11 protein-coding genes are annotated in these 14765 nt (G+C 74.5%); 4 read left to right on the top strand and 7 right to left on the bottom strand.

From position 1 onward, the window contains the following. Positions 1–182 precede the first annotated feature (182 nt). Positions 183–3461 carry a BTAD domain-containing putative transcriptional regulator gene (locus tag ACIQ8B_RS01490; RefSeq protein ID WP_403544421.1) on the top strand — a complete coding sequence of 1093 codons (3279 nt, stop codon included), beginning with the start codon at positions 183–185 and terminating at the stop codon, positions 3459–3461. Positions 3462–3486: 25 nt separating this feature from the next. Here the strand turns inward: ACIQ8B_RS01490 and ACIQ8B_RS01485 are convergent, their stop codons facing one another. From ACIQ8B_RS01485 to panB, 3 genes are all read right to left on the bottom strand, one after another. Then, positions 3487–4311, bottom strand: coding sequence for an ABC transporter permease (locus ACIQ8B_RS01485; RefSeq protein ID WP_290009867.1), 825 nt, complete (start codon positions 4309–4311; stop codon positions 3487–3489). Then, a complete protein-coding gene (locus tag ACIQ8B_RS01480) occupies positions 4308–5336 on the bottom strand; it encodes an ATP-binding cassette domain-containing protein (RefSeq protein WP_403544419.1) in 1029 nt (342 codons plus the stop codon). Before ACIQ8B_RS01480 ends, ACIQ8B_RS01485 begins: the two co-directional genes overlap by 4 nt. 200 nt (positions 5337–5536) lie before the next feature. Next, the gene (panB, locus tag ACIQ8B_RS01475) at positions 5537–6412 is read right to left on the bottom strand and encodes a 3-methyl-2-oxobutanoate hydroxymethyltransferase (RefSeq protein WP_290009871.1); all 876 of its coding nucleotides are present in this window, start codon (positions 6410–6412) and stop codon (positions 5537–5539) included. 223 nt (positions 6413–6635) lie between these two features. Here panB and ACIQ8B_RS01470 point away from each other — a divergent pair, with 223 nt between their 5' ends. Beyond that, complete coding sequence (locus ACIQ8B_RS01470) at positions 6636–8237, top strand: MFS transporter (protein ID WP_290009873.1); 1602 nt, start codon at positions 6636–6638, stop codon at positions 8235–8237. Between the two features lie 192 nt (positions 8238–8429). Continuing rightward, positions 8430–9479 carry an endonuclease/exonuclease/phosphatase family protein gene (locus ACIQ8B_RS01465; protein ID WP_403544416.1) on the top strand — a complete coding sequence of 350 codons (1050 nt, stop codon included), beginning with the start codon at positions 8430–8432 and terminating at the stop codon, positions 9477–9479. Positions 9480–9536: 57 nt separating this feature from the next. On the opposite strand, the gene ACIQ8B_RS01460 is transcribed toward ACIQ8B_RS01465, so the two are convergent. The 3 genes from ACIQ8B_RS01460 to ACIQ8B_RS01450 form a co-directional block, all read right to left on the bottom strand. Then, positions 9537–11303 (bottom strand): NAD+ synthase, encoded by a 1767-nt coding sequence (locus tag ACIQ8B_RS01460; protein WP_403544414.1) that lies wholly within the window; start codon positions 11301–11303, stop codon positions 9537–9539. 84 nt (positions 11304–11387) lie between these two features. Then, entirely contained in the window at positions 11388–12014 is a 627-nt protein-coding gene (locus ACIQ8B_RS01455; protein WP_403544412.1) for a DUF305 domain-containing protein, read from the bottom strand. Beyond that, positions 12011–12676 (bottom strand): DUF3105 domain-containing protein, encoded by a 666-nt coding sequence (locus ACIQ8B_RS01450; protein WP_403544410.1) that lies wholly within the window; start codon positions 12674–12676, stop codon positions 12011–12013. Before ACIQ8B_RS01450 ends, ACIQ8B_RS01455 begins: the two co-directional genes overlap by 4 nt. A gap of 213 nt (positions 12677–12889) precedes the next feature. Here ACIQ8B_RS01450 and ACIQ8B_RS01445 point away from each other — a divergent pair, with 213 nt between their 5' ends. Beyond that, positions 12890–13336, top strand: a complete 447-nt coding sequence (locus tag ACIQ8B_RS01445; RefSeq protein WP_106414513.1) for an Rrf2 family transcriptional regulator — start codon at positions 12890–12892, stop codon at positions 13334–13336. 15 nt (positions 13337–13351) lie between these two features. Here ACIQ8B_RS01445 and ACIQ8B_RS01440 read toward each other — a convergent pair whose 3' ends face one another. Next, entirely contained in the window at positions 13352–14533 is a 1182-nt protein-coding gene (locus tag ACIQ8B_RS01440; RefSeq protein WP_403544408.1) for a globin domain-containing protein, read from the bottom strand. Between the last annotated feature and the right edge of the window lie 232 nt (positions 14534–14765).

Raw genomic sequence — 14765 nt, 5'->3', positions numbered from 1 at the left:
GAGGTGCTGAGAGGTGCCGAGGAGCGCGAACGGGGGAACGCGCGGGCCTGCCCGACCGTACCGGGCACGCCGGGAGAACGCTTCGCGCGGGCGGCCGGTTCCGTGCGGGCGGCCGGTTCCGTGCGGGGCGAGGGCGCCCCCGCCCCCGGCCCGTGCGTCCCCCGCGGCCGGCACCGGAGAGAATGGGCCCCGTGCGCTACCGCATCCTCGGCACCACCCAGGCCGTCCGCCCCGACGGCACCGTCGTTCCCGTGGGCGGAGCACGGCTGCGTGCCCTGCTGACCGTGCTCGCCCTGCGGGCCGGCCGCACCGTGCCGGTCGGCCTGCTGGTCGAGGAGGTGTGGGACGGCGACCCGCCCGCCGACGCCCCCGGCGCGGTGCAGGCCCTGGTGGGACGGCTGCGCCGGGTGCTGGGCGCGGACGCGGTCGCCTCCGCCGACGGCGGCTACCGGCTCACCGCCGCGCCCGACGACGTCGACCTGCACCGCTTCGAGCGGCTGGCCGGCGAGGGCCTGCGCGCCCTGAACGACGGCGACCCCGCCAAGGCGGCCGCCGTGCTCGACGACGCCCTCGCCCTGTGGCGCGGCGGCCCCGCGCCGGCCGGGCTGCCCGACCGCACCGCCGAGGCGGCCCGCCTGGCGGCCCGGCGCCTGGACGTGCTGCGCGCCCGCCACACCGCCGCCCTGGCCCTCGGCGAGGCCGAGCAGTCCCTGCCCGAACTGACCGCCCTCTGCGACAGCCACCCCTTGGACGAACCCCTCCAGGCGCTGCGCCTGCGCGCCCTGCGCGACACCGGCCGCACCGCCGAGGCACTCGCCGCCTACGACGAGGTGCGCCGGCTGCTCGCCGACCGCCTCGGCTCCGACCCGGGTGCGGAACTGCGCGCCCTGCACGCCGAGTTGCTCAGGCCGCAGACAGCTCCGCCGCCCGGGCGGCCGGGCGGCGGGACGCCCGGCAACCTGCGCGCCCGGCTGACCTCCTTCGTCGGCCGCGAGGCGGACATCGAGGCGATCCGCGCCGACCTGTCCGCCGCCCGCCTGGTGACCCTGCTCGGGCCGGGCGGGGCGGGCAAGACCCGGCTGTCGCAGGAGGCCGCCGAGGCCGTACGGGCCGCCCACCCCGACGGCGTCTGGCTCGCCGAACTCGCCCCCGTCGACGACCCCGACGCGGTGCCCGAGGCGGTCCTCACCGCCGTCGGCGCCCGCCAGACCGTGCTGTACGGCGCCGGCGCCGAGGGGATGCGGGCCGTCACCGACCGGCACAGCGCCCCCGTGGACCGGCTCGCCGAACACTGCGGGCGGCGCCGCATGCTGCTGGTCCTCGACAACTGCGAGCACGTCGTCGAGGCCGCCGCCCGCCTGGTGGAGACCCTCCTCGAACGCTGCCCCGGCCTCACCGTCCTCGCCACCAGCCGCGAACCCCTCAACGTGCGCGGCGAGTCGGTCCGCCCCGTGGAGCCGCTGCCCGAACCGGTCGCGCTGCGCCTGCTCGCCGAGCGCGGGGCCGCCGCCCGCCCCGGCTTCCGCACCGACGACGACCCCGAGGCGTGCGCCGAGATCTGCCGCCGCCTCGACGGCCTGCCGCTCGCCATCGAACTCGCCGCCGCCCGGCTGCGGATGCTCACCCCGCGCCAGATCGCCGACCGGCTCGACGACCGCTTCCGCCTCCTCACCTCCGGCAGCCGCACCGCCCTGCCCCGCCAGCAGACCCTGCGGGCCGTCGTCGACTGGTCCTGGGAGCTGCTCGACGCGGACGAACGCGACGTGCTGTGCCGCCTGTCGGTGTGCGCGGGCGGCTGCGACCTCACCGCCGCCGAGGCCGTGTGCGGACCGGCCGCCCTGGACGTGCTCGGCTCCCTCGTCGACAAGTCGCTGGTGGTGGCCGCTCCCTCGGGCGACGGCGGCATGCGCTACCGGCTGCTGGAGACCGTCGCCGAGTACGCCGGCGAACGCCTCGACGAGACCGGCGGCCGCGCCGCCGCCGAGCGCGCCCACCTGACGTACTACCGCGAACTCGTCCGCACCACCGAGCCGTTGCTGCGCGGTCCGCGGCAGGTGGAGGCCATCACCCGCCTCGAGCGGGAGTACGAGAACGTGCGCACCGCCCTGCGGCACGCCGTCGCCCTGCGCGACGAGCAGGAGGCACTCTGCATCACCCTGTCCCTGGTCTGGTACTGGCAGATGCGCGACCTGCGCATCGAGGCCCGCACCTGGTGCGGCGAGGTCATGGCGCTCGCCCCCGACCCGTTCACCGAACCGGTGCGGCCGGCGGCCCCGCTGTGGCAGCGCTGCACCGACCGGCCGCCCCCGATGACCGACGAGGTCCTCGCCGAGGCCCGCCGCGGGGTGCACCTGGCCCATCTCGCCCAGATGGACACCGAACTGGACGACTGGCAGACCCCGCAGGCCCAGCACAAGCTGCGCCTGGTCTCCGCGACCTACGAGCCGGGCCTGCCGCAGGTCTGCCGCCCGCCGGGCCTGCTCTGGACGTTCGCCGTGCTGCTCACCGGCGACATGGACCGGCTGCGCGAGGTGGTCGACGCGGCGATCCGGACCTGCCGCGAGACGCCCGGCTTCGAGTGGGAGCTGGCCTGCAACCTCCAGATGCGCGCCAACTTCCTCGCCAACCGCAGCGACTGGGCCGGCGACGCCCGCCGCGACGCCGACGAGGCCCTGGAGATCCACCGGCGGCTCGGTGACACCTGGGGCATCGCCGAGGCGCTCTCCGCGCGCGGCGAGGCCCGGGAACGCGCGGGCGCCCACCGGGAGGCCGCCGCCGACTACGAGGCGGCCATCGAACACGCCGAACGCCTCGGCGCCCGCTCCCACAGCGCCGTGCTCACCGCCAAGCTCGGCGACGCGCTGATCGAGGCGGGGGACACCGAGCGCGGCGAGCGGCTGCTGCGCGAGGTCATCGACAGCACCCGCGGCCGGCACGTCGAGGCCCTGCCCGCCGCCCGGCTGTTCCTCGTCGGCTGGCTCTCCGTGACCGGCCGCACCGCGGAGGCCCGCGAGCATCTGCGGGCGCTGCGCGAGGAGTTCCGCATCGCGCACTACGTCGTCTTCGACGCGTTCATCCTCGGCGCCGAGGGTTTCCTCGAGGTGGCCGACGGCCACGACGAGCGAGGGCTCGTCGTCATCCGGCGGGCGATCGAGCAGGCGAGCGACCCGCTGTCCGCCGCCATGGTCCCGCACATGCGCTCCGCCTACGTCACCCTGGCCGCCGTCGCCCTCGCCGGACTCGACGGCGGCCGGCACGCCCGGGACGCGGCCCGCTGCCTGGGCGCCGCCGACGCCTGGCTCCCCGGGGGACACCGCGCGAACCTCGCGGAGCGCACCGCGCGCGCCCGCGCCGAGGCCCGTATCCGGAAGGTGCTCGACGAGGCCGCGTTCGAGGCCGCGTACGCCGAGGGCGGCGGCCTCTCCCCGGAGGAGGCCGTCGCCCTGCTCGAACCGGCGTGACCGGGACCCCGCACGGGGCGCGTGATCAGGTCTTCGTACGGAACTTGTGGATGGCGACCGGCGCCATCACCGCCGTGATCCCCACGGACCAGGCCAGCGTCATCCACAGGTCGTGGGCGACCGGTCCGCCCACCATCAGTCCGCGGGCGGCGTCGGCCAGCGCGGACAGCGGGTTGTACTCGGTGAAGCTCTGCAGCCAGCCCGGCATCGACTGCGTCGGCGCGAAGATGGACGAGCCGAACTGCAGCGGCATCAGCACCAGGAAACCCATCGCCTGCACCGACTGGGCGTTCCTCATCACCACGCCCAGCGTGAGGAAGATCCACATCAGCGCGGAGCCGAACACCGTGGACAGCCCCACGGCGGCGAACAGCCCCGGCCAGTTGGTGATGTCGAACCCGACCAGCACACCGACGACCAGCAGGATCGCCGTGGCGATCAGCATCCGCACCAGCTCGACGGAGATCTTCGCGAACAGCACCGAGCCGCGCCCGATGGGCAGCGACCGGAAGCGGTCCATCACCCCGGTGTGGAAGTCCTGGTTGAACCCGGTGCCCACCCCCTGGGCCATGTTCATGCCCATCATGGCCATCAGGCCGGGCACGATGTACTGCACGTACGCCTCCTGCCCGCCGCCCAGGGCCTGTCCGATCGAGCCGCCGAAGACGTACACGAACAGCAGGGTGAAGACGACCGGGAAGAGCACGGCGTCGAACATCGACTCCGGGTCCTGCCGGATCCACAGCAGGTTGCGGCGCACCAGCGCCCCGGTGTGACGCAGATGGGCCCGCGGCGAGATCCGCGCGTCCGAGCGGACGCCGGCGGCGGGAGCGGCGGTGGCGGCGCTCATACGGCGACGACCTCCTCGGACGTGTCGGCGGACAGGGCCTCCTGCGGGGCGCCGGCGCGGTGGCCGGTGAGCGACAGGAACACCTCGTCCAGGCTGGGCAGTTCGGTGGTGACGGAGTGCAGCGTGATGCCGCGCGCGGTGACCGCGCCGACCACGGCGGTCAGCTGCTCGTCGCTGAGCACGGGGACCAGCACCGCGCCCCGCTCGGCGTCCACGGTGGTGCCGGCGAGCCCGGTGATCCCCAGCTCGTCGAGGGCGGCCGCGAGCGGGCGCAGCTCCAGCGGGTCGGCCGGGCGGATCCGCAGCGTGCGGCCGCCGACCCGCGCCTTCAGCTCCTCGATGCCGCCGCTCGCGACGACCTTGCCGCGGTCCACCACGGTCAGCTCGGAGGCGAGCCGCTCGGCCTCCTCCATGTACTGGGTGGTCAGCAGCACCGTCACCCCGTCGCCGGCCAGCCGCTCGACCTCGGCCCACACCTCGTTGCGGGTGCGCGGGTCCAGGCCGGTGGTCGGCTCGTCCAGGAACAGCACGGCCGGACGGCCGATCATCGACGCGGCCAGGTCGAGCCGCCGGCGCATGCCGCCGGAGTAGGCGCCCGCCGGGCGCCGGGCCGCCTCGGTGAGCGAGAACCGCTCCAGCAGCCCGTCGGCGCGGCGCCGCGCCTCCTTGCGCGGCAGGTCCAGCAGCCGCCCGATCAGATAGAGGTTCTCCCAGCCGGACAGCTTCTCGTCCACGGAGGCGTACTGCCCGGTCAGCCCGATCACCCGGCGCAGCTGCCGGGGCTGGCGGACCACGTCGTACCCGGCGACGGCGGCGTGCCCGGCGGTGGGGGCGAGCAGCGTGGACAGGATGCGCACCAGCGTGGTCTTGCCGGCCCCGTTCGGCCCGAGCACCCCCCTCACGGTCCCCTCGGCCACGTCCAGGTCGACCCCGTCGAGGGCCTTGGTCTCCCCGTAGTGCTTGACCAGCCCCCGCACGGTCACGGCGCTCCCCGCGCCCCCCGTTCGTTTGTCGTATCGCGTCATGTCAGCGACGATCCCAGGAGCCGCCGACAGAGCCCCGACAGACCGCCGACACCCCGCCGACATGCCTGCGCGCACCGTGCCGGCGGGGTGCCGCGGACAAGGCGACGGCCCGCCGACGGGGGAGGATCGGCGGGCCGTCGCGGTGGTGCGGCAGTGGCTCACAGGGCGTGCGGCAGTGGCTCACGGCACCCGGGCGCGGGTCAGTGCACGGAGTGCTCCTCCTGCGGGAAGGACCCGGCGACCACGTCCTCGGCGAACGCCTTCGCCGCCCCGGTCATCACGTCCCGCAGGTTCGCGTACTGCTTGACGAACTTCGGCACCCGGCCGCCGGTCAGCCCGAGCATGTCGGTCCACACCAGCACCTGGGCGTCCGTCTGCGGCCCGGCGCCGATCCCGACCGTCGGGATGTGCAGCGTCCGGGTCACCTCGGCGGCCAGCTCGGCCGGCACCAGCTCCAGGACCACCGCGAAGGCGCCCGCGTCCTGCACGGCCTTGGCGTCCCGCAGCAGCTGCTGGGCGGCCTCCTCGCCGCGGCCCTGCACCCGGTAGCCCATGGCGTTCACCGACTGCGGGGTCAGCCCGATGTGGGCCATCACGGGGATGCCGGACTCCACCAGCAGCTCGATCTGCCGGTGCGAGCGTTCGCCGCCCTCCAGCTTCACGGCGCCGACGCCGGCCTCCTTCACCAGGCGGGTCGCCGAGCGCAGCGCCTGCACCGGACCCTCCTGGTAGGAGCCGAAGGGCAGGTCGCCGACGATCAGGGCGCGCGAGGTGCCCCGGACGACGGCGGAGGCCAGCACGGTCATCTCGTCGAGGGTGACGGGCACGGTGGTGTCGTACCCGAGGTGGCAGTTGCCCGCGGAGTCGCCGACCAGCATCACCGGGATGCCGGCCTCGTCGAACACGGACGCGGTCATCGCGTCGTACGCGGTGAGCATGGGCCACTTCTCGCCCCGCTCCTTGGCGAGGGCGATGTCCCGGACAGTGATGCGGCGCGTGCCCTTGCCCCCGTACAGCGTCTTGCCGCCGGAGGAGGGACCGGGCGTCCCGGTCTGGGCAGCCGAAAGCTGCGTCATGGATCCGTCTCCCAACACGTCATCTCGAGGCGCCCTGACGGCGTCCCCGGACCACGTCCATGGTGGCACCTCCGCCGGACGAGGGCCAGAGGCTCCTGCGTGAACCGCGTCCCGCCGTGCCGTACTGCGCCGGACGGCCCAACGCGGTGCAATGTCGGGGCATGTATCGGGGGAACCGTCCGATACGAGACGGTTCCGTATCGGATGTCCCTAGGGTGACCGCATGATCTCTCCCGCCGCCCCCGCCCGCCGGGTCCCGGAGGCCGTCCACCGCCGTCGCTGGGCCGTCCTCGGCGTGCTGATGATGAGCGTGCTGATCGTCGTCCTGGACAACTCGATCCTGAACGTCGCCCTCAAGACGATCTCGACGCCCGCCCCCACCGGTCTCGGCGCCACGCAGAGCGAGCTGGAGTGGGCGATCAACTCCTACACCCTGGTCTTCGCCGGCCTGCTGTTCACCGCGGGGCTCCTCGGCGACCGGCTGGGCCGCAAGAAGGTGCTGGTCGGTGGCCTGGCGGTGTTCGGCGCGGGCTCGGCGCTCGCCGCGTTCTCCGGCACTCCGGCCGAGCTGATCGGCTTCCGCGCGGTGATGGGGCTGGGCGGCGCGTTCGTCATGCCGGCCACCCTGGCGGTGCTGATGAACGTCTTCGAGCGGGACGAGCAGCCCAAGGCCATCGGCATCTGGGCGGGCGGCGTGGGCCTGGCCATCGCCGTCGGCCCGATCACCGGCGGGCTGCTGCTGGAGCACTTCTGGTGGGGCTCGGTCTTCCTGGTCAACGTCCCGATCGTGGCCCTCGGCATCGGCCTGATGCTGTGGCTGGTGCCGGACTCCCGCGACCCGGACCCCGGCCGGATCGACCCGCTGGGCGTGCTGCTGTCGGTGACGGGCCTGGTCCTGCTGGTCTACGGCATCATCGAGGGCGGCCGGCTCGCCGACTTCGGCGACCCCGTGGTGCTGGGCGCCATCGGCGGCGGACTCGCCGTCCTCACCGCGTTCGTGGTGGCCGAGAAGCGCAGCGACCACCCGTCCGTCGACATGGACTGCTTCCGCGACAAGGCGTTCTCCGCGGCGGTCGCCGCCATCGCGCTGGTCTTCTTCGCGCTGATGGGCGTGACCTTCTTCGCGGTCTTCTACCTCCAGAGCGTGCGCGGCCACTCACCGCTGGAGACCGGTCTGCTGCTGCTGCCGCTGGCCGTCGCGCAGACGGTGCTCGCCCCGCGCGCCCGGCTGCTGGTGGACCGCTTCGGCAACAAGGCCACCACCACCGCGGGACTCGTGGTCCTCGCGGCGACGCTGGCCGCGTTCGCCGCGCTGGACGCGCACACCCCGATCTGGCTCCTCGAGGTGGTCTTCTTCCTGATGGGCGCGGGCATGGCGCACGTGATGACGCCGGTCAGCGTGGTCGTCATGCAGGCGCTGCCCCGTGAGAAGGCCGGCTCCGCCTCCGCGCTCAGCAACACCTTCCGGCAGGTCGGCGGCGCCTTCGGCATCGCCGTCCTCGGCTCGGTGCTGTCCACCGCCTACCGCGGTGCCGTCCGCGACGACCTGGGCGTGCTGCCGCCCGCCGCACGGCACGCGGCCGGCGAGTCCGTCGAGGCCACCCTGGCCGTCGCCGAGCGGCTGGGCCCGCGCGCCGACGCCCTGGCCGCCGCGGCCCACGCCGCCTTCCTGCACGCCATGCACGTCACCGCGCTGTGGAGCGCCGGGATCGCGGTGCTGGGCGCGGTCGTCGTCGCCGTGTTCCTGCCGGGGCGCGGGGCCGCGCCCGGCGGTGCGGAACGGGAGGAGCGGCCGGTGCCCGCGGCGGAGTCCGCCGGCGGCTGACCCCGGTCGTTCCGTGCGCGTTTCGTCACAGACGCCGCCCCGGTCACCCGGTTCCGGAACTGCCCGCGCGGCCCCGCACGTCCTCGCTCCCGTACGGCCGCCCGGGCGGCGGCGAGAAAGGAACCGATCATCCCCTAGTGTCTTACGCACACGGGGGGCGACGGTGTGCACGGCAGGTTGTGAGGCGGCGGTATGGCGCAGCAGGCGTACATGACGGAGACGGACGACGGGCGCGAGGGCCCCCGGATCCCGGCTTCCCGGCTGCGGCGCCTGACGGATCGTCTGGGCGCCCTGCGGAGCGACCGCGGCATCTGGCGCCGGGGCTGGGCGGTGGCCGTCTGCGCGCTCCTGCTGGCGCTGGTCATGCTGGCCCACGCGCACATCCCGAACGCCATCGGCAACCTGGGCAGCCTCGTCGAGACGTTCCTGCCCTGGCTGGGCCTGTTCGTGCCGGTGCTGCTCCTCCTGGCCCTCGTCCGCCGCTCGGCGACGGCGCTGATCGCCACGGTGCTGCTTGTGGCCGTGTGGCTGAACCTCTTCGGCGGCCTGCTCACCGACAAGAACGCCCCCGGCGGCGACCTGACGGTGGCCACGCACAACGTCAACGCCGAGAACCCGGACCCGTCCGGCACCGCCCGTGACGTGGCCGCCGCGGGCGCGGACGTGCTGGCGCTGGAAGAGCTGAAGGCCTCCGAGGTGCCCGCCTACCGGGCGGCCCTCTCGGAGACGTACGAGTACCACGCGGTGGTCGGCACCGTCGGCCTGTGGAGCAAGTACCCGCTCAGCGACGTGAGGCCGGTGGACATCCGGCTGGGCTGGAAGCGGGCGATGCGCGCCACGGTGGACGCGCCGGCCGGCCGGGTCGCGGTGTACGTCGCCCATCTGCCGTCGGTGCGGGTGAAGCTGGAGGCCGGTTTCACGGCCCGGCAGCGCGACAAGAGCGCCGACGCGCTGGGGGAGGCCATCGCGAACGAGCCGCTGGAGAACGTGGTCCTGCTCGGTGACCTGAACGGCACGATGAACGACCGCTCCCTGAAGGCGGTCACCTCGCAGATGCGCTCCACGCAGGGCGCGGCGGGCAGCGGCTTCGGGTTCAGCTGGCCGGCGTCGTTCCCGATGGCGCGGATCGACCAGATCCTGGTCCGGGGCGCCGAGCCGGAGAGCTCCTGGACGCTGCCGCCGACGGCGAGCGACCACCTGCCGATAGCGGCACGGGTGCGGGTCACCGGCTCGTCGGACTGACCCGCGGGTCCTGGTCCGGAGCCGGACCGGCCCCGCCCGCCGTCGCCGCACCGGACCTCACACCTTCGGCGGCAGCCCCTCGCGCCAGCCGTTGGTGAGGGGCAGGCGGCGGTCCTTGCCGAAGCCCTTCGGGGAGATCTTGGTGCCCGGCGGGTACTGGCGCCGCTTGTACTCCGCCCGGTCCACCATCCGCAGCGTCCTCTCGACCAACTCGCGGTCGTAGCCGGCCTCGACGATCTCGTCCGCGCCCTTGTCCTGGTCCACGTACAGCGCCAGGATCCCGTCCAGCACCGGGTAGTCCGGCAGCGAGTCGGTGTCCACCTGGCCCGGCCGCAGCTCGGCGCTCGGCGGCTTGGAGATCGAGTTCTCCGGGATCGGCGGCGTCTCGCCCCGCTCCTCGGCCGCGCGGTTGCGCCACCGCGCCAGCCGGAACACCAGGGTCTTGTAGACGTCCTTGATCGGCCCGTACGCGCCGACCGAGTCGCCGTACAGCGTCGAGTAGCCCACCGCCAGCTCGGACTTGTTGCCCGGGGCCAGGACGATGTGGCCCTCCTGGTTGGAGAGGGCCATCAGCATCGTGCCGCGCAGCCGCGACTGGAGGTTCTCCTCCGCCAGGCCGGTCAGCTCCAGCGACCCCATGTACGCGTCGAACATCGGCTCGATCGCGACCGTGCGGTAGTTCAGCCCGGTGCGCCGCGCCAGCTCCGCCGCGTCGCTCCTCGAGTGGTCGGAGGAGTACTTCGACGGCATGGAGACGCCGTACACGTTCTCCGGGCCCACCGCGTCGCAGGCGATCGCGGCGACCAGCGCCGAGTCGATGCCGCCGGACAGCCCGATCAGCACCGACCGGAAGCCGTTCTTCCGTACGTACGCCCGCAGGCCCACGACCAGCGCGGCGTACACCTCCGCGTCGTCGTCGAGCCGCTCCGCGCAGCCGCCGGTGTGCTCGGGCTCGTACGCCGGGACCGGGTCCTCGGACAGCACGACCCGCTCGATGCGCAGCCCGTCGTCCACCACGCCCTCCGGCGCGTCGGCCGCCGCGGCCGGCAGGTCCAGGTCGACCACCAGGCAGGTCTCGGAGAACTGCGGCGCGCGCGCCACGACCTCGCCGTCCGCGCCGACGACGATCGAGTCCCCGTCGAAGACCAGGTCGTCCTGACCGCCCGTCATCGCCAGGTAGGCGGTGGTGCAGCCGGCCTCCCGCGCCCGCTTGCGCACCAGCTCCAGCCGTGTGTCGTCCTTGTCCCGCTCGTACGGCGAGGCGTTGACCGACAGCAGCAGCCCGGCCCGCGCCGAGCGCGCCGCCGGCACCCGGCCGCCGTCCTGCCACAGGTCCTCGCAGATGGCCAGGGCGACGTCCACCCCGTGCACCCGCACCACCGGCAGGGTGTCGCCGGGCACGAAGTACCGGAACTCGTCGAAGACGCCGTAGTTCGGCAGGTGGTGCTTGGCGAAGCTCAGCGCCACCTCGCCCCGGTGCAGCACGGCCGCCGCGTTGCGCGGGGCGCCCGCGGGCTGCCCGTACTTCGGCTGGGCGGTGGCGCTGCGGTCCAGGTAGCCGACGACCACCGGCAGGTCGCCGAGGCCCTCGTCGGCGAGGCGCGCGGCGAGGGCGCGCAGGGACGCCCGGGAGGCCTCCACGAAGGACGACCGAAGGGCGAGGTCCTCGACGGGATAGCCGGTCAGCGCCATCTCCGGGAACGCCACGAGGTGCGCCCCCCGCTCGGCGGACTGCCGGGTCCGGCGGACAATCGTTTCCGCGTTGCCGGCGAGATCGCCGACGCTCGAGTCGATCTGATTCAGGGCGAGTCGTAGTTGAGGCACGCCGGACAGTGTAATCGTCAGAGCGACGCGATGTGGGGCGCCCGGACCGCGGATCCGCGGCGACCCGGCGCCCGCCCTCGGCCGTCACGGCCGCGCGGCCGCTCCCCGCGCCTCCAGCATCCCCGCCATCAGCCGGATCTCCGACTCCTGCCCCTCGACCATCCCGCGCGCCAGCCGCTTCCCGGCCGCCACCTCGCAGGCGCGCACACAGCCCTCGGCCATGTGCACACCGCCCCGGTGATGGGCCGTCATCAGCCGGAGGTAGAACACCTCGGCCCGGCGGCCGTCCAACCGGCCGAGCCGCGCCATCTCCGCGTCCGTCGCCATGCCCGGCATCAGCGCGCCGTCCCCGCCGGCCGCCGCGTCGCCCATCCCCATCCAGGTCATGGGCGGATCGGCGGACACCTTGGGCAGCTCCCACAGGTCGAGCCAGCCCAGCAGCATCCCCCGCTGGTTGGCCTGGGTCTGGGCGATGTCGTAGGCGAGCCGCCGCACCTCCTCGTCGTCGGTGCGGTCGCGCACGACGTACGACATCTCCACGGCCTGCTGGTGGTGCACCGCCATGTCCCGGGCGAACCCGGCGTCCGCGGAGTCCGCCGCCGGAGTCGCCCGGCCCCCGTCGCCGGCCGCCGTGGCCACCGCCCACCCGGCCGCCGCGCCGACGCCGAGCACCGCCGCCACCGCCCCGGCGGCCAGGGCGGACCGCCTCACTTCGACAGCCCGTTGGTGCAGGCCGCACCCGGCTCGGGCGTCTGCTGTCCCTGCACGAACTTCTCCAGGAACGCGTCCACGGCCGGGTCGTCCGCGCCGGTCACCGTGCGCTGGTGCCCCCACGCGGTCAGCACGAGCGGGTCCTTCTGCCCGCCGACCGGGCTCATCAGCGTGTACGGCGTCTTCTCCACCTTCGCCGCCAGCGCCTCCACGTCGGCCTCCGGCGCGTCACCGTTGTACGTCACCCACACCGCGCCGTGCTCCAGCGAGTGGACGGCGTTGGCGGGGTCGATCTCGTCGTCGTAGACGTCCCCGTCGCAGTTCATCCACACGGGGTCGTGGTCACCGCCCACCGGAGGCGTGACCGGGTAGTCCACGGACGTCGTCACGTGGTCGCGGCCCAGCGCGCCCTTCCAGGCCCGCACGCCGTCCGCGCCGGTGACGAACCTGCCCGCGGTCTTCGCGTCGTCCGCCGCGCCGCCGCCGTCGTCGTCCGACTGCGCCTGGATCAGCACCACCCCGCCGACGGCCAGTCCCGCGACGACCACCACCGAGACGGCGACCGTGAGGATCCGGTTGCGGCGCTCGCGGGCCTGCTCGGCGCGCCGCATCCCCTCTATGCGTGCCGTGCGTGCCGCGCTGCTCTTCTTGGCGGAGCCCATGGGCGTGTCCTTCGGGTCGGAGGAGGTGGGGCCGGAGGGGTGAACGGGTCCGCCGATCGTAAAGGGGAAGACGGGCGAGTCGTAGAGGGCGACGGCGACGACCGGACACGGGCGAACCGCACACCGGGGATCCGGGACACGGACCGGGCGGACTCGGTGAAGGTCCGGCCGTGAATTTTGAGCCAGGGATTCCGATTATCTACGCTGCCCGGTATGCGGCTGCTGCGCTCCACCGACCTCGCCCTGCGGGTCCTCATGCGCCTCGCCGTGGCCGGCGACGGCACCGTCCCGACCACGCGGGACGTAGCGGCGGCCCTGGACGTGCCGTACACCCATGCCGCGAAGGTCGTCGCCGAGCTCCAGCACATGGGGCTGCTCACCGCCCGGCGGGGCCGGGGCGGCGGTCTGTCCCTCACCGAGAAGGGCCGCGGGGCCTCCGTGGGCGGCCTGGTCCGCGCCTTCGAGGGCGACGGCGACGTGGTCGACTGCGACGGCGCCGGCTCCGCCGCCCCCTGCCCCCTGCGCTCCGGCTGCCGGCTGCGCGGCGCGCTGCGGCGGGCCCAGGAGGCGTTCTACGCCTCGCTGGACCCGCTGACGGTCGCGGACCTCACCGCGGCCCCGACGGGCCCCCTCCTGCTCGGCGTGCCCCGCGTCCGCTGACGCCCGCCCGCGCCGTCAGCCGGCGAGCCACAGGTCCGGGCCGAACACCTCGTAGTGGACGTCGGCCGGAGCCACGCCCTTGGCGATCAGCTGCTCGCGCACCCTCCGCATGAACGGCAGCGGGCCGCACAGGTACGCGCGCGTACCGGGCGCGACCGGCACGTCCGCGAGGTCCACGTAGCCGGCGCCGGCGCCCTCGGGGGCGTCCCGCTCGTACCAGAACCGCACGGTCGCGTCCGGCAGCTTCGCCGCGCAGGCCTCGTGGTCCGCGCGCAGGGCGTGGTGGGCGGGGGAGCGGTCGCCGTGCACGACGGTGACCGGGGCGCGGTGCGGGGAGGCGGCGAGGTGCCCGAGCATCGCGACGACCGGGGTCACGCCGATCCCGGCGGAGGCCAGCAGCAGCGGGGTGTCGTCACCGGCGTCCAGCACCAGGTCGCCGTAGGCCTCGGACAGTTCCAGGACGTCGCCGACGCGGACGCGCGCGTGGAGGTGGGTGGACACCTCGCCGTCGGGCGCCGGGCCCTCGTGCACCCGCTTGACGCTGAACTGCCGCAGGTCCGGGCCGGGCGCGCCGGAGAGGCTGTACTGCCGTATCTGGCGGGCGCCGTCCGCGAGCGGGACCCGCACGGAGACGTACTGGCCCGGGCGGAAGCCGCGCGCCGGGCCGCCGTCGGCGGGGCGCAGCCGGAAGGTCACCACGTCGGCGGTCTCCACGACCCGCTCGACGACCTCCCAGGGCCGCCACACGGCGCCGCCCCGCTCCTCGTACAGCCGCTTCTCGACGGCGATCAGGGCGTTCGCCATCAGCCAGTAGACCTCGTCCCAGGCGGCGGCGACCTCCGGGGTGACCGCGTCGCCCAGCACGTCCGCGAGGGCGGCGAACAGGTGCTCGTGGACGATCGCGTACTGGTCCGGGCTGACGCCGAGGGAGGCGTGCTTGTGGGCGATGCGCGAGAGCATCGCGTCGGGCCGCCGGCCGGGGTGGTCCAGCAGGTGCGTGGCGAAGGCCGCGACGGAGCCCGCGAGGGCCTGGCGCTGGGTGCCGGCGGCCTGGTTGCCGCGGTTGAACAGGTCGCGCAGCAGCTCGGGACGGGCGGCGAACATCCCGGCGTAGAAACGCTCGGTGATCTCGCCGAGGGACGCGCCCACGGCGGGAAGGGTGGCGCGGACGGTGGCGGCGGACTGCTCGGACAGCATCGGGTCTCCTCGTCGGTCGGATGCCTGCGCCCTCATTAAAACTTGCATCTAAAACTCCAATTTTGGTGGGGGGTGGTTTCACGGAGCGCGGGGGAGCGGGGGAGCGGGGAGCCGGGCGGATCGAGGGGCGGGAGCCGTCCCGCCCGCTGTCGTGGCGGCCGGTCCGGCCGGGCAGGATGAGCGGACGAGCGGTGTGTTCCGGGGCGCCGGCGGTTCAGGCCGCGGCCGGTCG

It is taken from the genome of Streptomyces sp. NPDC096105 (assembly GCF_044763335.1).
Taxonomy (GTDB): Bacteria; Actinomycetota; Actinomycetes; order Streptomycetales; family Streptomycetaceae; genus Streptomyces.
This window is presented reverse-complemented; position numbering and strand designations above follow the sequence as displayed.

Coding starts and splice junctions, on each gene's coding strand:
- ACIQ8B_RS01490 (WP_403544421.1), top strand. CDS start 183: ATGGGCCCCGTGCGCTACCGCATCCTCGGCACCACCCAGGCCGTCCGC.
- ACIQ8B_RS01485 (WP_290009867.1), bottom strand. CDS start 4,311: ATGAGCGCCGCCACCGCCGCTCCCGCCGCCGGCGTCCGCTCGGACGCG.
- ACIQ8B_RS01480 (WP_403544419.1), bottom strand. CDS start 5,336: ATGACGCGATACGACAAACGAACGGGGGGCGCGGGGAGCGCCGTGACC.
- panB (WP_290009871.1), bottom strand. CDS start 6,412: ATGACGCAGCTTTCGGCTGCCCAGACCGGGACGCCCGGTCCCTCCTCC.
- ACIQ8B_RS01470 (WP_290009873.1), top strand. CDS start 6,636: ATGATCTCTCCCGCCGCCCCCGCCCGCCGGGTCCCGGAGGCCGTCCAC.
- ACIQ8B_RS01465 (WP_403544416.1), top strand. CDS start 8,430: ATGGCGCAGCAGGCGTACATGACGGAGACGGACGACGGGCGCGAGGGC.
- ACIQ8B_RS01450 (WP_403544410.1), bottom strand. CDS start 12,676: ATGGGCTCCGCCAAGAAGAGCAGCGCGGCACGCACGGCACGCATAGAG.
- ACIQ8B_RS01445 (WP_106414513.1), top strand. CDS start 12,890: ATGCGGCTGCTGCGCTCCACCGACCTCGCCCTGCGGGTCCTCATGCGC.
- ACIQ8B_RS01440 (WP_403544408.1), bottom strand. CDS start 14,533: ATGCTGTCCGAGCAGTCCGCCGCCACCGTCCGCGCCACCCTTCCCGCC.